Below are 21,649 nucleotides of genomic sequence, written 5' to 3' on the forward strand. Positions count from 1 at the left end.
GGACATAACCTCGGGTCGGGACGGTCCTATTCGCACCAGCTCACGTCCCCAACGCCCTTTCTGAGCACTTCGGGACGGTCGCCGATCAGGCTGACCACGGAGCTCACGTCGGCGGAAAGATCGCCGCCATCAACCACCAGGTCGAGCTGCTTCCCGAGTTCGTGTTCGACGGCCCAGGGGTTGCCGATGGGATCCTCACCGGAGAGGTTGGCGCTGGTGGTCACGATGGGAGCACCGAGTTCCCTCACGATGGCGAGGCAGATCTCGTTGTCCGGGATACGGATGCCGACCGTCTTCTGCTTGGTCTGCAACAGGTCAGGGACCACCGTGGCCGCCTCCAGGACGAAGGTGTACGGCCCGGGAAGCAGGCGGCGCAGCTGTTTGAAGGCGTAGTTGGAGACGCGCGCGTAGCGTGCGATCTCGGACATGTCGGTGCAGATGAAGGAGAAGGGCTTCTTGCGGTCGCGCTGCTTGATCTGGTAGATCCGCTCGATCCCCTTCTTGCTGAAGATGGAGCAGCCGATGCCGTAGGTGGTGTCGGTGGGATAGGCCACGACGCCGCCGTTTTTCAGGATCTCCACCACCTTGGCGACGAGCCGTGGTTGCGGGTTATGGGGATTGATCTCAAGCAGCATGTCTAATCACCCGGGTTTAGTCCCAGAAGCGGCTCGTGCACGAAGCGGCCGTCCTTCTGGATCAGGATGTCGTCGAACCACAGTTCACCGTCTCCGGCCAGGATCTTCACCATGTCCCAGTGCACGGCGGAGCGGTTGCCGTTGTCGCACTCGTCGTAGGCCTGCCCGGGGGTGAAGTGGATGGAGCCGAAGATCTTCTCGTCGAAGAGGATGTTGCGCATCGGCACCCGGATCTTGGGGTTCACGCCGACGGCGAACTCCCCCACGTAGCGCGCCCCCTCGTCGGTGTCGAGGATGCGGTTCAGCTCCGCGTCCATGCCGGGCGAGGTGGCCTTGACGATGCGCCCCTTCTCGAACTCCAGGCGGATGTTGTTGAATTCCTTTCCCTGGTACACGGTGGGACAGTTGTAGGTGATGTACCCTTCCACCGAGTCGCGCACCGGCGCGGTGAAGACCTCGCCGTCGGGGATGTTCAGGCGCCCGTCGCACTTGATGCCGGGGAGCCCCTTGATGCTGAAGGAGAGGTCCGTGTCCGAGGCCTTGATGCGCACCCGGTCGGCGGCGTCGACGCACGCCTTCAGCGCGTCCTGCTTCCTCGACTCCTCCTCCCAGTCCATGCAGCAGGCGGCGAAGAGGTAATCCTCGTACTCGTCCAGGCTCATGCGCGCTTCCTGCGCGGCGCCGTGGGTCGGGTAGCGGGTGACCACCCAGCGGGTCCCCTTGACGCGCTGGTCGATGATGGGGCGCACCACCTTGGACCAGGCGATCATGCTCTGCTGGTTCGCCTTGGCCATCACCATGGAGTTGTCCGCGGCGGAGAGGCCGAAGTAGACGTCCACCTCTTTCATGAAGTCGAGTTTGTGCTGCGGGAAGTAGGAGAGCTGGTCGGGGTTGGCGAGGTTGTAGAAGTAGCGTCCGATGTCCGGGATGCTGAACTCGTACTCGACGTACTTGGCCCCCTTCTCAAGGCACAGGGCGTAGAGCTCCTTGACCAGCGGCGCACCTTCCAGCCCGGCGCAGGAGATCAGCACCACGTCGCCCGGCTGCACGCGGGCCGAGTAGTTGACCAGGACTTCGGCGAATTGTCTGACGCGAGGATCTTTCATATGCGTGCCCCCGTAAGGTGGTTTCAGGATGGGTGACGCGGCTGCCCGGCTTAAGGTGGCCGGCAAGCGATGACCGATTCTGTAGGGGCGAATAATCATTCGCCCTAATCAGCAAGAGCCACCTCACCCGCCCCTTTCCCCCAGGAGAGGGGGGACGGTCAGGGCGAATATTTATTCGCCCCTACAGTGGACATCTTATCTGCCGGTGTGCCCGAACCCGCCTGCGCCGCGGCCGGTTTCGCCCAGCTCGTCCACCTCGATGAACTCGGCGCGCTCGCAGCGGGCGAAGACCATCTGGGCGATGCGCTCCCCGTTTTTGATGGCGAAGGGTTCGTTGCCGTGGTTGATAACTATGACGCCGATCTCGCCGCGGTAGTCGGCGTCGATGGTGCCGGGCGAGTTGACCAGGGCGATGCCGTGCCTGAGCGCGAGCCCGCTTCTGGGGCGCACTTGCGCCTCGAACCCGGCAGGGATCTCGACGGCGATCCCGGTGGGCACCAGGGCCCGCTCGCCAGGATGCAGCACGAAATCCTCATCTAGCGCAGCGTGCAGGTCGACGCCCGCCGCCTGCTCGGTCATGTAGCAGGGGAGAGGGGCTGACCGCAGGCGCTTTATCCGTATCGGGATCGTTTTCATCAGACGTTTATGTCGGAATTCGAGAAGGCGGGCGTGCCGATCCGGCCCAGCATGACCAGGGTCAGCGCGGAGTTGTCCAGGATCTCGTTGGCGAGTTGCTGGATGCTTTCGGAGGTGACACGGTCGAAACCTTCCATGATCTCGGAGAGCGGCAGCGGCGTGCCGAAGTAGATCTCGTTCTTGGCCAGGCGGGACATCCTGTTGTCGCTGGACTCAAGCGACAGGAGGAGGTTCCCCTTCAGTTGCTCCCGGGCAGCCTCGAGCTGGTCGGCGGGGACGGGCTCGTTCTTGAAGCGCCCGATCTCGCGCAGCATGATCTCGAGGAGCTCCTTGGAGTTTTCCGGGCTGGCGCCGGCGTAGACCACCAGGGAACCGGCGTCGGCATGGGAGGCGATGTAGGAGTAGACCGAGTAGGCAAGCCCGCTCTTCTCGCGCACCTCCTGGAACAGGCGCGAGCTCATGGAGCCACCGAGGATGGCGTTCATGATGAAGGCGTCGTAGCGCTGAGGGTGGCTCTGCTGCACCCCCTTGAGGCCGAGGCAGACGTGGATCTGCTCCAGGTCCTTCTCGACCAGCTCGATCCTGCGCTCGTAGACCGGAGGAGTCGATTCGCTCCTGCCGTGTCCCGGCTCCACCCCCTGCAGGAACTCCTCCAAAAGGGCGGTCAGTTTCTCGTGGGTGACGTTGCCGGCGGCGGTGACGATGACGTCGTCGGCGCGGTACATCCGCTCCTTGTAGGCGATGATCGCGTCGCGGGAGAGCCCGGTGACGCTCTCGGCATCCCCCAGGATGGACATCCCCAGCGGGTGCCCTTTCCAGAAGTGCTGATGGAACAGGTCGTGGATCAGGTCGTCCGGGGTGTCCTCCATCATGTTGATCTCCTGGAGCACCACGCGGCGCTCCTTTTCGATCTCTTCGCTGTCGAAGGTGGAATGGAGGAAGATGTCGGTCAGAAGGTCGACCGCCCGGGGGAGGAACTTGTCCAGGACCTTGGCGTAGTAGCAGACGTATTCGCGGCTGGTGAAGGCGTTCAGGACGCCGCCCACGGAGTCGATCTCGCGGGCGATATCCAATGAAGAGCGGCGTTGCGTCCCTTTAAAGAGGAGATGTTCGATGAAGTGGGCGACGCCGTTCGACTCCCGCCGTTCGTGGCGGGAGCCGTTGGCGACCCATATGCCGATGGAAACTGAGCTGGCATACGGTATCCGCTCGGTGATGACGCGGATACCGTTATTTAGCGTGGTCTTTTTAATCATGGCTAGAACTATACCGGGAAAGCCGAAAATTGCCAGCTCTCACATGAGAGATGTTATTCGGTGAAGGTCTGGCCCAGAGCCTCTTTGCGGGAGAGCTTGATCTTGCCCTGCTTGTCGATGCCGATGCACTTCACCAGCACCTTGTCCCCTTCCTTGAGGATGTCGCTCACGTTCTTCACGCGCTCGGTGTCGAGCTCGGAGACGTGCACCAGACCGTCGGTTCCCGGGAAGATCTCGACGAACGCGCCGAACTCCATGATCTTCTTGACGGTGCCCATGTAGAGCTTCCCTTCCTCGGCCTCGGCGGTGAGGTTGCGGATCATCTTGATGGCGAGGTCGCATGCTTCCTTGTTGTTGGAGGCGATGTTGATCTTGCCGGTGTCCTCGATGTCGATGGCCACGCCGGTCGCCTCGGTGACGCTCCTGATGTTCTTGCCGCCGCTACCGATGACGTCGCGGATCTTGTCGACCTTGACCCAGATGGTGGTGATGCGCGGTGCGAAGGAGGAGAGGTCGCCGCGCGGGGTCGCGAGGGTTTTGGCCATTTCACCCAGGATGTGGACGCGGCCTGCCTTTGCCTGTGCCAGCGCGGCACCCATGATCTCGCGGGTCACGCCGCCTATCTTGATGTCCATCTGCAGCGCGGTGACGCCTTCGGCGGTACCGGCCACTTTGAAGTCCATGTCGCCCAGGTGGTCTTCGTCACCCAGGATGTCGGAGAGGATGGCGTACTCGTCGCCTTCCTTGATGAGGCCCATGGCGATACCCGCGACCGGTGCCTTGATCGGGATGCCTGCGTCCATCATGGACATGGAGCCGCCGCAAACGGTGGCCATGGAGGAGGAGCCGTTGCTCTCGGTGATGTCCGAGACGATGCGGATGGTGTAGGGGAAGTCGTCGTGTTTCGGGAGCACCTGCTGCAGCGCGCGCTCGGCGAGCATGCCGTGGCCGATTTCGCGGCGGCCCGGGGCGAGGCGGAAGCTGGTCTCACCGACGGAGTACGGCGGGAAGTTGTAGTGCAGGAGGAACTTCTTCCTGGAATCGCCGTAGAGCGAGTCGATGCGCTGCTCGTCGACCGAGGTGCCCAGGGTGGCGGCCACGATGGACTGGGTCTCGCCGCGGGTGAACAGGGCGGAACCGTGGGCGCGCGGCAGGAAGCCGACCTCGGTGGCGATGTTACGGATGGTCTTGGTGTCGCGGCCGTCGATCCTGGAGCCGTCCTTGATGATGTGCTCGCGCACCAGGTTGTACTCGAGGTCTTCGATGAAGGCCTTGACCTCTTTCTCGGAGCCTTCGAACTCCTCGGCCAGTGCCGCCACGGTCTTCTCGGTGATGGCGTCGATGGCGTCGTGACGCTCGCCTTTGGCCTTGATGCGAACCGCAGCCTTCATCTCTTCCTTGGCGAGCGCGTCGACGCGGGCTTTCAGGGCCTCGTTCACTACCGGCGCCGGGACGTCGCGCTTCACGACGCCGACCTTGGCAGCCAGTTCTTCCTGCGCTGCCAGGATACCCTGCACCGCTTCCTTGCCGAAGAAGATCGCTTCGAGGAGGTCGTCCTCGGAGACCTCGGAGGCGCTCCCTTCCACCATCAGGATCGCGTCCTTGGAGGCCGCGATCACGATCTCCATGTCGCTCTGCTCTTCCTGCTCGGCGCTCGGGTTGGCGATGAACTTGCCGTCCACGCGGCCGACCTTGACGCCGGCGATCGGGCCCGCGAAGGGCGCGTCGGATACCATGAGCGCCGCGGAGGCGCCGATCATGGCGAGGATGCCGGGATCGTGGTCCTTGTCGGCCGACATGACTGTGGCCATGATCTGGGTGTCGTTAAGGAACCCTTCCGGGAACAGCGGACGGATGGGACGGTCGATGAGACGGCAGGTCAGGGTTTCGCTGTCGGAGGGACGCCCTTCGCGCTTGAAGAAGGAGCCGGGGATGCGGCCGCCCGCGTACGCTTTCTCCTGGTAGTTGACGGTGAGCGGGAAGAAGCCCTGCCCTTCCTTGGCGGTTTTCATGGCGACGGCGGTGACGAGCACCATGGTGTCGCCGCTTTTGATCATGACCGCGCCGCTTGCCTGCTTGGCGATCTTGCCTGTTTCGATAGTGATAGTTTTGCCACAGCACTCTGCTTGTACAGTGTGTACCATTGTTACGGCCTCCATTTGGCTTTGTTCTGGTTGGTGTTGGGGCCGCCGAGAAAAGCGCCTTGCGGGCGTAAAGGTGCGCCGCAGGGCAGTTTTATCCACGCCCCCAACAAAGAAAAGGGCACGAGGCCCTTACATGATAAAAAAGAGGAAAGGCAATATACCCCAGTGAGGTATACTGCCTTTTCTTACCTTCTGATGCCGAGTTTAGCGATGATCGCTTTGTACCTTTCGACGTCTTTCTTCTTCAGGTAGTCAAGCAGACCCCTTCTCTGACCGACGATCTTCAGCAGACCGCGACGGCTGTGATGATCCTTCTTGTGAGTCTTGAAGTGCTCAGTCAGATAGGTGATACGCTCCGAAAGAATTGCAATCTGCACTTCCGGCGAACCCGTGTCGGAATCGTGCAGCTTATGAGCTGTGATGATTTCCTGCTTCTTTTCCGTTTGCAGCATGTGGTTACACCCCCTTCCGCTTCCTAGTTATTTTACTTATTTATACCTGCCCGCTAAGCTTGTCGCCGCGGAATAGATCAAGACCTTTAACTCTTATCACAAAAGCAAGTACGTGTAAAGAAGGAATACTAATTGAATACGCGTGCCAGACGCAGCCCTTTGAGCTTGTCGTACTCCGCTACTGCAGCGAAACGCTCCCCCAGATAGAGCCGCACCTGTTCCCCTTGGGCCAGTTCACCCGGAGCTTCAATGAAATCATGGGGCTGCGGTACCACGCCGTTCAACACCTTCCTCCCACCTGCCTCGGTGAGAAAAAGCGCCTTGAGGTGCTCGAGCGCACGGTCGAGGGGCATGAGTAGCGCCTGCTGGTCAGCGGCTCCGGCCAGCGTCTCGATGCTGATGGCGTCGGCCTCCCTGAAGAGCCCGCTCCTGGCGCGCCGCAGCTCCAGGAGATGCGCGCCGCAGCCGAGCGCCTCGCCGATGTCGCAGGCGAGCGTCCTCACGTAGGTGCCGCGCGAGCAGCGCACGGTGAAGCAGGCTTCGGGGAGACGGATCCATTCGAAGACGAGCGAGTGGATCTCCACCTCGCGCGCCTCGCGCTCGACCTCGATTCCCTTCCGGGCCAGCTTGTAGAGCGCCACGCCCCCCTGTTTGATGGCGGAGAACATGGGAGGAAGCTGTTTCTGGAGCCCCAGGAACTGCGGCACCAGCCGCTCCAGGTCGGCAGGGGCGAGGTGCGACCACTCCCGCTCTGCGATCACCTCTCCGGTGAGATCCTGGGTATCTGTGGCGACCCCCAGCCGCAGGACGGCCCGGTATTCCTTCTCCGCTTCGTCCAGGAACTGGATCGCCTTGGTCCCCTCCCCCACCGCGACCGGCAAGACGCCGGTGGCGAAGGGATCGAGGGTCCCGGTGTGCCCGACCTTCTTCTGATTGATGGCGCGACGGACCTTCGACACGATGTCATGCGAGGTGACACCGGCCGGCTTGTCGATAACGAAAAAGCCGTTCAGCATCAGCGCATCTGCTCCAGCCGGTCGAAGACCTGCGCCTTCACCTCGGCGAGGGTCCCGCGCACCATGCAGCCGGCGGCGTTGTGGTGCCCGCCGCCGCCGAAGGAGGCGGAGACGGCCGAGACGTCCACCTTACCCTTGGACCGGAAGCCGACCTTGAAGAGCCCCTCCTCCACCTGGCGGAAGAAGAGCGCCACCTGCACCCCCTTGATGGAACGCGGGTAGTTGATGAAGCGGTCGGTGTCCTGGGCGGTGGCACCGGTCTTTTGGTACATGTCCAGGGTCACCGTCACCGAGGCGTACTCGCCCGAGGGGGAGACGGTCAGGTCCGAGAGTGCCAGCGCGAGGAGCGCGATCCTCTGCAGAGGCTCGCTCTCGTAGAGGTTCTCGTTGACGCTCCACGCGTTCACCCCCTTGCCGATCATCTCGCCGGCAATGGCGAAGGACTCTGGGTCGGAGTTGGAATAGTGGAAGCTCCCGGTGTCGGAAAGGATGGCGGTGTAGATGCAGAGCGCGGTGGGAAAATCCACCTCGTCGCCGGCGGCCCTGATGATCCGGTAGATGAGGGCGGCGGTGGCGCTCGCCTTGGGGTCGATCAGGTTGCAGACGCCGAAGTTCTCACACCCCAGGTGATGGTCGATGTTGATGAAGCGGCCGATCCGCCTGTTTTCGGTGACCGCCTTGCCGGCGCGCCGGAACTCGCCGACGTCGAGCACGAAGCAGACGTCGAAGTCGCGGTCCGGCATCTCGCCGTAGACCTGATCCGCCATGGGGAGGAAGGAGCAGTTGTCCGGGACGGGGTCGCTCAGGTAGACGGTGACGTCCTTGCCGCGCGCGGTGAGGTAGTTGGCCAAAGCCAGGGAAGAACCGACCGCGTCGGGGTCGGGGCTCTCGTGGCTGGTTACCAGGAAGCTCTGCGCCTGGTCGATCTCCGCCACTATCCGCTTAATCTCAGCTGTTGTCGCCGTCATCCGTAGCCCCAATCTCCTTCAGAATCGATTCGATATGCTGGCCGTAGTCCAACGAGGTGTCGTACTTGAAGGTCACCTCGGGGGTGAAACGCAACTTGAGGGCCTGGCCGATCTCTTTGCGGATGAAGCCCTTGGCGGAGTTGAGTCCCGCCTCACTGTTCTTCTTGGCGGCATCGTCGCCGTGCACCGTGAAGTAGACGGTCGCCTGCCTAAGATCGGCGGTGACCTTGACTCCGGTGATGGTGAGAAAGCCTATGCGGGGGTCCTTGAGACCCTTTATCAGGAGTTCCGAGATGATCTTGTGGATCTCTTCGGCAACCTTGTCGGAACGCTTTACCATGATTGTTTCTCTCTTGTCAGTCGGGGAAGTGCCATTGTCATGGACCACTCACCCGTAGGGGCGAATAATCATTCGCCCTGCCTTGCCCGCCCACCTTGCTCCGGGCGGAAAACGGGCTGAATCATAAAACGATAAGGGGAGAGGGCCTACCACGGCCGGGATGCCGGACGCGGGACGCCGCTCCCCCCGTGTGTTCGTCGGTTACAGTTTGCCGGCCACCTTCTCCATTTCGAAGCACTCGAAGATGTCGCCGACCTTGATGTCGTTGTAGTTCTCGAGGCTCATGCCGCACTCGTAACCGGTGGCGACTTCCTTCACGTCGTCCTTGAAGCGGCGCAGGCTCCCCAGTTTTCCTTCGAAGACCACCACGTTGTCACGCAGCAGGCGGACCTGGGCGTTCCTGATGATCTTGCCGTCGGTGACGTAGGAACCGGCGACCATGCCCGCCTTGGGCACCGAGAAGACTTCCCTGATCTCGGCACGGCCGAGGTATTTCTCCTTGAAGGTCGGCTCGAGGAGGCCTTCCATCGCCTTCTTGATGTCGTCCACCGCGTCGTAGATGATGTTGTACAGCCTGACGTCGACCCCTTCCTTCTCGGCGAGCGCCGCCGCCTTGACCTCGGGGCGGACGTTGAAGCCGAGGATGATGGCGTTGGAGGCGCTGGCCAGGTTGACGTCGGTCTCGGTGATGGCGCCGACGGAGGCGTGCAGCACGTTGAGACGGATGGCATCGGTGGTGAGCTTCCTGAGGGACTCGGCCACGGCCTCGACGGAACCCTGCACATCGCCCTTGACGATGGTGTTGAGGTCCTTGACCTCGCCCTTCTGGATCTTCTCGTAGAGCTGTTCCAGGGAGAGCTTGCTGTGCTTGGCCAGTTCGGATTCGCGCAGCTTCATCTGGCGGTGGTTCGCGATCTCCTTGGCCTGCTTCTCGTCGGTCATGGCCACGAAGATGTCGCCCGCGTCGGGCACTCCGTTGAAGCCGATGACCTCGACCGGCATGGCCGGTCCGGCGGCGTTCACCTTCTCGCCGCGGTCGTTCTGCATGGCGCGTACGCGGCCGAAGTGGATGCCGGCCACGAAGTAGTCGCCTGCCCTGAGGGTACCCTCCTGGACCAGGACGGTCGCAACCGGGCCGCGCCCCTTGTCCAGTTTGGCCTCGACCACGGTGCCGCGTGCGGTCTTGTCCGGGTTGGCCTTGAGCTCGAGGACGTCGGCCTGCAGGAGAACCATCTCGAGCAGCGACTCGAGGTTGATCCGCTTCTTGGCGGAAACCTCGACGAAGATGGTCTCGCCGCCCCATTCCTCGGAAACCAGGCCGAACTCCATCAGTTCCTGCTTCACCTTGCTCGGGTTGGCCTCCGGCTTATCGATCTTGTTGATCGCCACGATGATCGGGACGCCCGCAGCCTTCGAGTGGTTTACCGCCTCGCGGGTCTGCGGCATGACGCCGTCGTCGGCCGCGACCACCAGGATGACGATGTCGGTGACCTTGGCACCCCTGGCGCGCATCGCGGTGAACGCCTCGTGGCCCGGGGTGTCGAGGAAGGTGATCTTCTGACCCTTGAGTTCCACGTCGTAAGCGCCGATGTGCTGGGTGATGCCGCCGGCCTCGCCGGCGATGACGTTGGCCTGGCGGATGGCGTCCAGGAGCGAGGTCTTGCCGTGGTCGACGTGACCCATGATGGTGACGACCGGCGGACGCTTCTGCATTGCCTCCGGCGCATCAGGCTCCGCCTCGAGCAGTTCGTCCACGTCCAGCGCCACGTTCTCGATCTCGTAGCCGAAATCGGTTGCGAGGAGGGTCGCGGTGTCGAAGTCCAGCGGATGGTTGATGGTCGCCATCACCCCGAGCTTCATGAGGGCGCGGATCAGGTCGGTGGCCTTGATGCCCATGCGCTTGGCCAGTTCGCCAACGGTGATGGACTCGCTGATCTTGATGATCCTCTTGATGGCCTTCGGGACCGTGATCTCGGTCTTCCTGCCGACCTGGACCTTCTCGACGTACTTGCCCTTCTTCCCCTTGGAGCGGGGACCGGGCTCAAAGACCCGCTCGCGCTTGTCGAGCATGTCCTTGAAGCTGTCCTTTTTCCCCTTGCCGGCAACTGCGGCGCCCTTCTTGCCGTTCTTGCCGAAGTCGGTGCCGCCTGCGGGGGCAGCCTTTCTCCCCTTGCGGCCGCGATCGTCCAACAGCGGCGGCGGCTCGATCGGGGTCAGCGGTGCCGGACGGTCGGGGCGCGGCCCGGTGGGGCGCTCGCCGGGACGGCCTGCACCCGGGCGGGGTGCCGGACGCTCGGTGCCGGGGCGCTCGACGCCGCGGGGCATCCCCGGGCGCGGCGCGGGGCGCTCACCCTGCGCGGGACGCTGGTACTCGCGACGCTCGGCCGGGCGCTGGGTCGGGATCGGGATCTCGACACGGCCGAGGATCCTGGCGCGGGTCGCGGTCGGCTTGTCCGGTTCGGGCTCAGGCTTGGCTGCAGCGGCCTCGGGCGCCTTGGCCGGTGCGGCCTCGACAGGCTTCTCTGCTGCCGCGGGTTTGGCGGTCTCCGGCGCTGCGGGAGCGGCCTCTGCTTTCGGCGCTTCCGGGGCGGGTTTCTCGAGCACGGCCGGGGCCTCCGGGGCGGGCTTCTCGGCTGCCGCGGGCTTCTCTTCCTTCACGGCCGGGGCTGGGGTGGCCTGTACCTCGGGCTTTGCCTCCGGCTTGGGAGCCGGAGCCGCCTCGATGATCCTGGCGCGGACCGGTTCCGGTCGCTTGGGAACCTCTTCCACCGGAGGCGCCTTCTCGACCGCCACGGGCTGCGCGGCCTCTGCCTTCTCCGGCTCGGCCGGCTCGGCTGCCGCTGCCGGGGCTTCCGGCTCGACCGCCTTGGCGCGACGGCGGATCAGGGTCGGTTTCACCCTCACTTCTTCCTGGGACACTTCTTTGTGGGGGGTCTGCGCAGGGGCGGATACCGCCTTGATATCCGAATCCTCAAGGACAGCCATATGGTTCTTGACCTGCACGCCTGCCTCGGCCAATCTTGCCATAAGCTCCTTATTGTCGATCCCCATCTGCTGCGCCAGCTCATATACGCGGGTTTTGCTCATCTACTCACGCTCCTCCTCAAAGAAGTTCCTGTACTTTTCCATTTCCAATCCAATCGATCCCACGAAGCCGCTTTCCATAACAATCAGGACGCTTCTGAGTTCCTTTCCCAGCAATTCCCCAAGACGCCCCTTGGTGAACAGGGAGATGCAGGGGACCTCCTTGAGCTGCGCCAGCCCCCTGAACTTGTCGCCGATATCGGGCGAGATGTCGGTGGCGACGAACAACAGGCCGGCACCCCCCTTTTTCAACTTTTCCTGAACCTGGTCGGAGCCCGACACCACCTTGCCCGCCTTGTTGGCCAGGCTGATGTAGGAGGCGATGCGCTCCTCGAGCTTGCGGACCACCTGCTGCACCACCCCCTCGGGGTCGGCGCCCAGCACCTCCCCCTTGAAGCCGCGGGAGAACTGCTTTTTCTGGGCCGCCTGCCTCAGGCAGGAGGCTTTCAGGCAGGTGTACGCCCCGCGTCCGGGGAGCTTGCTTTGCAGGTCGGGGACCAGGGTCCGGTCCGGGGCCAGCACGAAGCGAAGCAGTTCCCCCTTGTCCTTGGTCTCGCGGCAGGCAAGGCAGCTTCTCTGTGGTGTGGCCTTGGGCATCTTAATCCTCTTCGGTCGCCTCTACTACTGCTGCCGGCTCGGCGGCCTCGACGGGCTCGGCGGCCTCCTCTTCGACCTCGGTGCCGTCGTAGGAGGCGAACTGCTGCAGCTCGGCCTCGGCCATGCGGGTCTCGCTCTTGATGTCGATCTTCCAGCCGGTCAGCTTGGCGGCGAGACGCACGTTCTGGCCGCGCTTGCCGATGGCGAGCGAAAGCTGGTCGTCCGCCACGATGACTTCCATGGCATAGTCCTCCTCGTCCACGTACACCTTGGTCACCACGGCCGGGGCGAGGGCATTGCAGGCGAAGCGGGCGATGTCCTCGCTCCAGGGGATGATGTCGATCTTCTCGCCGCGCAGCTCGGACACCACGTTCTGGACGCGGGAACCGCGCATGCCGACGCAGGCGCCGACCGGGTCGACGTCGCCGTCGTGCGAGTAGACGGCGATCTTGGCGCGTCCGCCCGGCTCGCGCACGACGCTCTTGATCTCGACGATACCTTCCGCGATCTCCGGCACCTCGGCCTCGAACAGCTTGGCCAGCATGGTGGGATGGGTGCGGGAAAGCATGATCTGCGGCCCCTTGGTGGTCATGCGGATCTCGGTGATCAGGGCCTTGACGCGGTCGCCCTGGCGGTAGACCTCGCGCGGGGCCTGCTCCTTGTGCGGCAAGAGCGCCTCGGCACGTCCCAGGTCCACGATCAGGTCACCCTTCTCGAAACGGCGCACCACGCCGTTCACGATCTCGCCCTGGCGCTCCTGGAACTCGTTGAAGATGGTCTCGCGCTCGGCCTCGCGCACACGCTGGATGATCACCTGCTTTGCGGTCTGGGCGGCGATCCTGGAGAAGCCGGAGGCGTCCATCTTCATGCCGATGGAGTCGCCGATCTCGACCTCGGGGTCTTCCTCGCGCGCCTCCTCCAGCTCGATCTCGCGGTAGGAATCCTCCACCTCGTCTACGACAGTAACGAACTCGAACAGCTCAACCTCGCCGATCTCGGGGTTGTAGTGCGCCTCCAGATCACGGGTATTGCGAAATTTCTTGTTGGCAGCGGTGAGAACGGCCTGTTCCAGCGCCTCTACCACAATACTTTTATCGATGCCCTTCTCTTTTACGATCTGGTCGATCGTGTGCTTGAGGTTAAAGCTCGTTTCCACGTGACTGTCTCCTTCTGCTTGCTGATAATTGCAAAGTAAAATTTAGAATTCGAATTCGAGGTTGGCCTTGGCCACCTTGTCCAGCGGGATCGAGGCGTGCTGTCCCTCGGTGAGGTCGATGCCGATCACCCCGTCCTTGACCCCGACCAGTTTCCCGGTGAAGGTCTTGCGCTTGTTCCCCGCGTCGTCGGTGAGCGTGTCGAAGGTCTTCACCTTCACCAGATGCCCCTGGAAGCGCTCGTAATCGGCGAGCTTCTTGAGCGGGCGGCAGATCCCCGGCGAGGAGACCTCCAGGTTGTAGTGATCCGGCATGAAGTCTTCCACGTCCAGGATGTCGGAGAGCTGCCGGCTCACGTCGGCGCAGTCATCCAGGGTGATGCCCCCTTCCTTCTCCAGGAAGACCCGCAGCACCATGTCGCGCCCCTCGCGCTTGTATTCCAGATCCACCAGGCCGATACCGAGCGGTCCCCCGATCTCGGCGACAATTTCCGTGACTCTCTCTACTACATCAACCTTGGCCATCTCTAGGTTTTCCCATAAAAAAAAGCGAGCCGGAGGAGCTCACTTTTGAGTGAACGTTAACATGTGACCCATTATGTAGCATGGAAGAGTTGTTTATGCAAGCGCTTTTTTTGCGAAAGTAAGCCGTTTTTCAAGCATTCACGCCGGTTACCCCCCTGCTTCAGAGGCTGATTTTCTTCTCTCACTACGACAACAAAACGACTCCGCTCCGCTGCCGCATTGGGGCAATTTAACAGCACCGCGTTTATTTTCCTGCCAGGGGCAAATTTTATCCTGCCAATGGAGCGGCGGACGGTGCAGGCAAATGCTCCTGGTTCAAGCAGAGTCCCAGCATTCTCTTCACTTTTGCAGCATTAGCTGCTATATATTGGCGTTGCAGCAATGACATCGAAAACAGCACCAGGAAAGAGAACTGACATGAAATACGTAAGCACCAGGGGAAACATCGCGCCGATCGGGTTCAAGGAAGCAGTGATGATGGGACTTGCCACCGACGGCGGCCTGATCCTCCCGGAGAGCATCCCGCAGATCGCCCCTGAAACCCTTGCCGCCTGGGCCAGGCTCCCCTACCGCGAGCTCGCCTTCAATATCATTTCCCTCTTCGCCACCGACATCCCGTCGGCCGACCTCAAGGCGCTCATCGACCGCTCCTACGGCAGCTTCGAGCACCAGGAGACCACGCCGCTGGTGAAAAAGGACGGCGTCTATATCCTGGAGCTGTTCCACGGCCCCACCCTCGCCTTCAAGGACGTGGCGCTGCAGCTTCTGGGCAACCTCTTCGAGTACCTCCTGAAGGAGCGCGGCGAGAAGATGAACATCCTGGGCGCCACCTCCGGCGACACCGGCAGCGCCGCCATCGCCGGCGTGCGCGGCAAGGAGAACATCAACATCTTCATCCTGCACCCGCACCTGAAGACCTCGCCCATCCAGGCGCTGCAGATGACCAGCGTGCTCGACGCCAACGTGCACAACGTCGCCATCGAGGGGACCTTCGACGACTGCCAGAACATCGTCAAGACCCTGTTCAACGACCTGGAGTTCAAGAAGGAGTACGCGCTGGGCGCCGTGAACTCGATCAACTGGGCGCGCGTGCTGGCGCAGGTGGTCTACTACTTCTACGCCTGGGGGAGGCTCCCCGAGCAGGGCAAGGTGGTCTTCTCCGTACCGACCGGCAACTTCGGCGACATCTTCGCGGGATACCTCGCGAAGAGGATGGGGCTCCCGATCGAGAAACTGCTGCTCGCAACCAACGAGAACAACATCCTCTCCCGCTTCGTGCAAAACGGCGACTACTCGCTGGGCCAGGTGGTGCAGACGGTCTCCCCGTCCATGGACATCCAGCTTGCCTCCAACCTGGAGCGCTACCTGTACTACCTCTTCAACGAGAGCCCGGAGCGGGTGAGAAGCGCCTTCGCCGAACTGCAGCAGACCGGGAAGATCGTCTTCACTGCCGAAGAGGTGCAGCGCGTGCAGAGCGAGTTTTTGAGCTGCACCGTCAACGAAGAGATGACCCTGGAGACCATCGCCTCCTTCAACAGGGAGACCGGCTACCTGCTCGATCCGCACACCGCGGTAGGCGTGCGCGGGGCCCTGGAGTGCGTCAAGGGGCATCCCGCCGTGGTCTGCCTGGCCACCGCCCACCCCGCCAAGTTCGGCGAGGCGGTCGAGCGCGCCATCGGTGCTCCCGCGCCGCTGCCGCCCCAGCTGGCCGCCCTGCAGGGAAAAGAAACCCGCTGCGAGATCATGGCCGCGGACAAAGACAAGGTGAAGCAGTTCGTGATATCAAAAGCAAAGGCTTAGTCCGACGTCGGACCTGTCGGGCTAGTCAGACTAGTCGGGCAGGTCCGCCCCAAAAGAGACCCCTTCAATGCCTCTCCCCCCCCTGAAAGTAGACTGGACCCTCATCGACACCGTCCACCTCGACATGGACGGCACCCTGCTCGACCGGCACTTCGACGACCACTTCTGGCTGGAACACGTCCCCAGGCGCTACGCGGAAAAGAACGGCATCAGCGAGCACGCCGCCCAGGAGAAGCTGTACCGCATGTTCCGCTCCCAGGAGCAGACCCTCAACTGGACCGACCTCGACTACTGGTCGGCACAGCTCGGTCTCGACATCCCCGTGCTCAAGGAAGAGGTGAACCACCTGATCGCGGTGCACCCCTTCGTGATCGAGTTCCTCCTCTTCCTGCGCCAGCATGGCAAGAAGATCTACCTGGTGACCAACGCCCACAGCAAGACCCTTAACATCAAGCTGCGCCTGACCAGGATAGGGAGCTACTTCGACGGGATCATTTCAGCCCACGACCTGGGACTGCCTAAGGAGGATCCGCTTTTCTGGGGGAAGCTGCAGCAGAAGGTGCCCTACGATCCGGAGCGGACCATGCTGGGAGAGGACAGCGAGACCAACCTCGAGACCGCGCGCCGCTTCGGCATCCGCTACCTGATCCACGTCGGACGCTTCAGCTCGACGGCGACGCCGGCCCAATCGGAGAGTTTCCACTCCATACATTACTTCGGTGAACTGATCCCGCGCGACGGGGGCATGAGCGTCGAGCTCGCCCCTAGCCGCGGGATTTGACCCGGCACAGTCCGTATTTCTTGGCCAGATCGTAGAGCGCGGGGCGGCTCACGCCGAGCACCTCGGCCGCCTTGCTCATGTTCCCACCCGAAGCCTCGATGGCATCGTGCACCATGTGGCGCTCCACCCTGTCCCGGGCTTCCCTGAGCGTCAGTTGACCGGAAACGAAGCCCGCCATACCGCAGACCGTCTCGCCGCCTGGTGCGAGCTGCCCCCCGGACAAGGTCATGTCGTTTCGGTACGAGAAAAGTCGCTGCAATACCACGCATTGAGCCCCCGGCCACCCGACAGGGTGGGATTCGTTGCCACCCCCCGAAGGGAGCCGGCAACCCGCATCTTCAACTACCCGACGCTTTTTCATGACGTCCATCCTCGCCTGCTAGCGGTTGACCAAGGAACCACTCGCGGAAGCGGAGCATTCGCTTCCCACCCGGAAGAACAGTCGGCGGCTAACCCTTTGCATAATTATATTTTTTTAACATTTGCTAGTTCTATCGCACCCCCTCTGGTTGTCAAGGCGAGTTGAGAGGCCGATCTGTGCCGGGTCCAGGCCTTGCGGGCATCCCCCTTCCTTGACACCATGCACCCCATGCATTACTATCGGTTCCATTCATATGAAATCATTGAATAATCCATAGCTTCGAGGAGGAGCAATGAGCAGCGACCTCAATTGGGACACCACACCACTTTACCCTTCCCCTTCCGCTCCCGAACTGACCAAAGCCTTCGAGGACGCCACCACGCAGGTAGCCGAATTCAGGGAACGCTACCGCGGCAAGGTCGCCGGACTTTCCGCGGCAGAGCTACTCGAGGCGCTGAAAAGCTATGAGAAATTGCAGGAGGAGCTGGCGGTGCCACAGCTTTACTCCCACCTTCTCTTCGCCGCCGACAGCGAGAGCGACCTGCACAAGCGCCTCTCCCAGAAGTCCCAGGAGTTCGGCAACGCCATGGGGCGCGAACTGCTCTTCTTCGATCTCGAAATAATCCAGATGGATGAGGAGCCATTCCAGCAGCTGATGCAGGCCAGCCTCCTCGACAACTACCGCCACTTCCTGACGGTGCTGCGCAAATTCAAGAAGCACACGCTATCCGAGCGCGAGGAAAGCCTCCTCACCCAGAAAAGCCTCACCGGTGTCCAGGCCTTCTGCCGCCTGTTCGACGAGGTCTCCGCCTCCCTGCGCTATACACTGAAGATGGACGGCGAGACCCGGGAGATGACCGGAGAGGAACTCCTGTCCCTGCTGCACCACCCCGACGCGGAGCTGAGGGAGCGGGCGTTCGGCACCTTCCTGAAAAAGCACGAGGAGCACAGCATCCTCTACTCGGCGGTGTTCAACAACGTGGCCCTGGATCACTCCCAGGAAATGGAGCTGAGAAACTACGCCCACCCGATGGAGCCGACCAACCTCGGGAACGAGATTCCCAACGAGGTGGTGGAGAGCCTGATGCAGGTCTCCGAAAAGAACTACCCGCTGGCCCAGGAATACTTCCGCCTCAAGGCCAAGCTGCTCGGCATCCCCAAGTTGAAGAACACCGACGTGTACGCGCCGCTCACCGAGAGCGACCGCAAGTATAGTTTCGAAGAGGCGCGCGCCATGACCGTCGAGGCCTACCGCGGCTTCTCTGAGGAGTTCGCGGAGCTTGCCGACTCCTTCTTCACCGGCAAGCGCGTCGACGTCATGCCTCGCCCCGGCAAGAGCGGCGGCGCCTTCTGCATGGGGATGACCCCGACGCTCCCGCCGTACCTGCTGCTCAACTTCACCGGCAACCTGCGCGACGTCGCCACCATCGCCCACGAAGTCGGCCACGGCATCCATTACCAGCTGGCCCAGCGCCAGACCATGCTGAACTACCACCCGCCGCTCCCCTTGGCGGAGACCGCGTCGGTGTTCGGCGAGATGCTGTTGACCCGCCAGCTCCTGGAGCGGGAGACCGATGTCGAGGTGAAGAAGTCGCTTCTGTGCGCGAAGATCGAGGACATCATCGCCACCACCTTCCGGCAGAACGTGCTGACCAGGTTCGAGGAGCGGATGCACCTGGAGCGGGTGAAGGGGCTTTTGACGGCGAGCGAGCTCGCCGAGCTTTGGTGGCAGGAGAACGCGAAGCTCTACGGAGACTCGGTCGACATGATCGAGCCCTACCGCTACGGATGGAGCTACATCTCGCACTTCATCCACGCCCGGTTCTACTGCTACTCCTACACCTGCGCAGAATTGGTGGTGCTGTCGCTGTTCCAGCGCTACCTGAAGGAGCGGGAGAGCTTCGTCCCCATCTACCGCGACATCCTCGCCGACGGCGGGTCCAAGTCCCCCGGCGACACACTCGCACCGGCCGGCATCGTCTTCAGCGATCCCGGCTTCTGGCAGGGAGGGTACGACCTCTTGGCCGACCTGATCGCAGAGCTGAAGGCGCTGCTGTAGGTCCGACTCAGACCATGTCTGACATGTAACCGCAAAAAGGCCCGCCGGTTTCCCGGCGGGCCTTTTTGTCGTGCTGCCTTATGCTGCCAGTCCGATTACATCTCGTCGAACTGGAGGTACTTGTACACGTTGGCCTTGTTCGGCTCGACCTTCTCCTTGTACACGGCCAGGTACTCGGCCGGGGTCGGGAGCTTGCCCAGGTTCACGGTGACGGCACCGAGCTCTGCGGAGCCCAGGAACACCTTGGCGCCATTGCCGATCCTGTCGTCGAAGTTACGGGTCGAGGTGGAGAACATGTTCACACCGTCGGGCACGCGTGCCTGATTACCCATGCAGAGCGAGCAGCCGGCGATCTCGACGCGTGCGCCCATGGCGCTGTAGACGGAGAAGTAAGCCTCGTCTTTGAGCTTAGCCTGATCCATGCGGGTCGGCGGGCAGATCCAGGTGCGGACGTTGGGGTTGAACTTCTGCCCCCTCCAGATCTCGCCGGCAGCGCGGAAGTGACCGATGTTGGTCATGCAGGAACCGAGGAACACGTCCTGGATCGGGGTGCCGGCAACCTCGGAGAGGAGCTTGACGTCGTCCGGATCGTTCGGGCAGGCGAGGATCGGCTCGGTGATCTCGGCGAGATCGATCTCGATGACCGCGGCGTACTCGGCGTTGGCGTCTGCTTCGAGGAGCTTCGGAGCCTTCAGCCACTCGTTCACCGCGTCGATGCGGTTCTGCAGGGTCTGGGCGTCCTGGTAGCCGTCGGCGATCATCTGCTTCATGAGGGCCACATTGGAACGGAGGTAGGTGGCTACCGACTGCTCGGAAAGCTTGATGCAGCCGGCTGCTGCACTACGCTCGGCGGCGGCGTCGGTCAGCTCGAAGGCCTGCTCGACGGAGAGCTCCGGAAGGCCTTCCATCTCGAGGATGCGGCCGTTGAAGATGTTGACCTTGTTCTTCTTGGGCACGGTGAGGAGCCCCTGCTTGATGGCCCAGAACGGGATCGCGTTCACCGCGTCGCGCAGGGTGATGCCCGGGTTGAACTTGCCCTTGAAGCGGACCAGTACCGACTCAGGCATGTCCAGCGGCATGAAGCCGAGGGCGCCCGCGAAGGCGACCAGGCCGGAACCCGCCGGGAAGGAGATGCCGATCGGGAAACGGGTGTGGGAGTCGCCGCCGGTACCGACGGTGTCCGGCACGAGGAGACGGTTAAGCCAGGAGTGGATGACGCCGTCGCCCGGCTTCAGGGGCACGCCGCCGCGCTCGATGATGAACTGCGGCAGGGTCTTGTGCATCTTGACGTCGGCCGGCTTCGGATAGGCTGCGGTGTGGCAGAAGGACTGCATGAACATCGGCGCCTGGAACTTCAGGCAGGCGAGTTCTTTCAGTTCGTCGGCGGTCATGGGGCCGGTGGTGTCCTGGGAACCGACGGTGGTCATCTTCGGCTCGCACGCGGTGCCCGGCAGGACGCCGGTGACGCCGCAGGCCTGACCGACCATCTTCTGTGCCAGGGAGTACCCCTGGCCCGGCTTGGCAACCGGGTTGACCGGCAGGGTGAAGACGTCGGTCGGCGCGAGGCCGAGGGCCTTCCTGGCGCGGTCGGTGAGGGCGCGGCCGATGATCAGCGGGATGCGGCCGCCGGCGCGGAACTCGTCGAACAGGGTGTTCGGGGCCACGGTGAAGGTGGAGAGAACCTCGCCCCCCTCGGTGGTGACCTCGCCCTTCTTGGAGTTGATCACGATGACGTCGCCGGTCTTCATCTTGGTCACGTCGGTCTTGATCGGGAACGCGCCGGAGTCCTGCGCGGTGTTGAAGAAGATCGGGGCGATGACGCCGCCGATGATGATGCCGTCGCGACGCTTGTTGGGAACGGCCGGGATGTCCTGGCCGATGTGCCAGAGCACGCTGTTGCAGGCGGATTTACGGGAGGAACCGGTACCGACGACGTCGCCCACGAAAGCGACCTGGAACCCTTCGGCCCTGAACTTGGCGATGGTGGCGTTGCCGTCGGGGAAGCGGGTCTTGCCCATGGCGAGCGCATGCAGCGGGATGTCCGGACGGCTCCAGGCGTCGCCCGCCGGGGAGAAGTCGTCGGTGTTGATCTCGCCCTCGACCTTGTAGACCTTAACCTTCACGGTCTCCGGCAGGCCCGGCTTGGAGGTGAACCACTCGGCGTTGGCCCAGGAATCGAGGACCTTCTTGGCGCCGGCGTTAGTCTTGGAGAGCGCGAGGACGTCATCGAAGGCGTCGTACACGAGGGTGGTGCCGCAGAGAGCCTTGACGGCCTCGTCGGCAACTTCGGCGTCCTTCAGGGCTGCCACCAGCGGGGCCACGTTGTAGCCGCCCAGCATGGTGCCCAGGATCTGGACCGCGTCTTTCTTGGAGACCAGCGGGGACTTCTTCGCACCGGAGAGGATGGCGGCCAGGAAGCCTGACTTCACCTCGGCGGCCGGGTCGACGCCCGGGGAAACCCTTTCCTTCAGGAGGTGGAGCAGGAACTCCTCCTTGCCTGCCGGCGGCGCTTCCAACAGTTTGCAAAGATCCGCGGTCTGCTCAGGGTCGAGCGGCTTCGCAGGAATCCCAAGTGCCTTTCTTTCTGCCTCTTGCTTCAAGTACGCTTCGATCATGATTCCTCCTAGATAATGTGCAGCTATTTACGGAAGTTATCAAAATTCTTCTGTCAGCCGGTGCTTCATTTGAACGGATACTGTATACAATTTTTACCCTGTTTTGTCAATTGTTGAAAGC

18 protein-coding genes are annotated in these 21,649 nt (G+C 62.6%); 3 read left to right on the plus strand and 15 right to left on the minus strand.

Features of this window, described 5'->3' with window-relative positions:
- Positions 1-26: 26 nt before the first annotated feature.
- The 13 genes from KOM00_RS13310 to rimP form a co-directional block, all read right to left on the minus strand.
- Positions 27-635, minus strand: a complete 609-nt coding sequence (locus KOM00_RS13310; RefSeq protein ID WP_216499427.1) for an L-threonylcarbamoyladenylate synthase — start codon at positions 633-635, stop codon at positions 27-29.
- A gap of 2 nt (positions 636-637) precedes the next feature.
- Positions 638-1,741, minus strand: a complete 1,104-nt coding sequence (locus KOM00_RS13315; RefSeq protein WP_216499428.1) for an aminopeptidase — start codon at positions 1,739-1,741, stop codon at positions 638-640.
- Between the two features lie 195 nt (positions 1,742-1,936).
- Positions 1,937-2,377: a dUTP diphosphatase gene (dut, locus tag KOM00_RS13320; RefSeq protein WP_216499429.1), complete on the minus strand. Its 441-nt coding sequence runs from the start codon at positions 2,375-2,377 to the stop codon at positions 1,937-1,939.
- Positions 2,377-3,633, minus strand: a complete 1,257-nt coding sequence (locus KOM00_RS13325) for a M16 family metallopeptidase (protein WP_216499430.1) — start codon at positions 3,631-3,633, stop codon at positions 2,377-2,379. The genes dut and KOM00_RS13325 overlap by 1 nt, the downstream gene beginning before the upstream one ends.
- Positions 3,634-3,686: 53 nt before the next feature.
- Positions 3,687-5,777, minus strand: coding sequence for a polyribonucleotide nucleotidyltransferase (gene pnp / locus KOM00_RS13330; protein WP_216499431.1), 2,091 nt, complete (start codon positions 5,775-5,777; stop codon positions 3,687-3,689).
- 185 nt (positions 5,778-5,962) lie between these two features.
- On the minus strand, positions 5,963-6,229 hold the full coding sequence (gene rpsO / locus KOM00_RS13335) for a 30S ribosomal protein S15 (RefSeq protein ID WP_129127510.1): 267 nt from the start codon (positions 6,227-6,229) through the stop codon (positions 5,963-5,965).
- Between the two features lie 128 nt (positions 6,230-6,357).
- The gene (truB, locus tag KOM00_RS13340) at positions 6,358-7,242 is read right to left on the minus strand and encodes a tRNA pseudouridine(55) synthase TruB (RefSeq protein ID WP_236026959.1); all 885 of its coding nucleotides are present in this window, start codon (positions 7,240-7,242) and stop codon (positions 6,358-6,360) included.
- A 2-nt stretch (positions 7,243-7,244) separates the two neighbouring features.
- Complete coding sequence (locus KOM00_RS13345; protein ID WP_216499433.1) at positions 7,245-8,213, minus strand: DHH family phosphoesterase; 969 nt, start codon at positions 8,211-8,213, stop codon at positions 7,245-7,247.
- A complete protein-coding gene (locus KOM00_RS13350) occupies positions 8,194-8,553 on the minus strand; it encodes a ribosome-binding factor A (RefSeq protein WP_216499434.1) in 360 nt (119 codons plus the stop codon). Before KOM00_RS13350 ends, KOM00_RS13345 begins: the two co-directional genes overlap by 20 nt.
- A gap of 201 nt (positions 8,554-8,754) precedes the next feature.
- Positions 8,755-11,640, minus strand: a complete 2,886-nt coding sequence (gene infB / locus KOM00_RS13355; protein WP_216499435.1) for a translation initiation factor IF-2 — start codon at positions 11,638-11,640, stop codon at positions 8,755-8,757.
- Entirely contained in the window at positions 11,641-12,234 is a 594-nt protein-coding gene (locus KOM00_RS13360; RefSeq protein ID WP_216499436.1) for a DUF448 domain-containing protein, read from the minus strand.
- 1 nt (position 12,235) lies between these two features.
- Positions 12,236-13,390: a transcription termination factor NusA gene (gene nusA, locus KOM00_RS13365; RefSeq protein ID WP_216499437.1), complete on the minus strand. Its 1,155-nt coding sequence runs from the start codon at positions 13,388-13,390 to the stop codon at positions 12,236-12,238.
- Between the two features lie 42 nt (positions 13,391-13,432).
- The gene (gene rimP, locus KOM00_RS13370) at positions 13,433-13,912 is read right to left on the minus strand and encodes a ribosome maturation factor RimP (protein WP_216499438.1); all 480 of its coding nucleotides are present in this window, start codon (positions 13,910-13,912) and stop codon (positions 13,433-13,435) included.
- A 417-nt stretch (positions 13,913-14,329) separates the two neighbouring features.
- On the opposite strand from rimP, the gene thrC reads away from it, so the two are divergent.
- A complete protein-coding gene (thrC, locus tag KOM00_RS13375) occupies positions 14,330-15,712 on the plus strand; it encodes a threonine synthase (protein ID WP_216499439.1) in 1,383 nt (460 codons plus the stop codon).
- Between the two features lie 67 nt (positions 15,713-15,779).
- Positions 15,780-16,493, plus strand: coding sequence for a GMP/IMP nucleotidase (gene yrfG / locus KOM00_RS13380; protein ID WP_216499440.1), 714 nt, complete (start codon positions 15,780-15,782; stop codon positions 16,491-16,493).
- Here the strand turns inward: yrfG and KOM00_RS13385 are convergent.
- Entirely contained in the window at positions 16,477-16,758 is a 282-nt protein-coding gene (locus KOM00_RS13385; RefSeq protein WP_328758504.1) for a helix-turn-helix domain-containing protein, read from the minus strand. The genes yrfG and KOM00_RS13385 overlap by 17 nt on opposite strands.
- Positions 16,759-17,146: 388 nt before the next feature.
- On the opposite strand from KOM00_RS13385, the gene KOM00_RS13390 reads away from it, so the two are divergent.
- Positions 17,147-18,913 carry a M3 family oligoendopeptidase gene (locus tag KOM00_RS13390; RefSeq protein ID WP_216499442.1) on the plus strand — a complete coding sequence of 589 codons (1,767 nt, stop codon included), beginning with the start codon at positions 17,147-17,149 and terminating at the stop codon, positions 18,911-18,913.
- A gap of 95 nt (positions 18,914-19,008) precedes the next feature.
- On the opposite strand, the gene acnB is transcribed toward KOM00_RS13390, so the two are convergent.
- Entirely contained in the window at positions 19,009-21,528 is a 2,520-nt protein-coding gene (acnB, locus tag KOM00_RS13395; protein WP_216499443.1) for a bifunctional aconitate hydratase 2/2-methylisocitrate dehydratase, read from the minus strand.
- Positions 21,529-21,649: the final 121 nt, after the last annotated feature.

This window comes from Geomonas diazotrophica, from assembly GCF_018919385.1.
GTDB classification, from domain to species: domain Bacteria; phylum Desulfobacterota; class Desulfuromonadia; order Geobacterales; family Geobacteraceae; genus Geomonas; species Geomonas diazotrophica.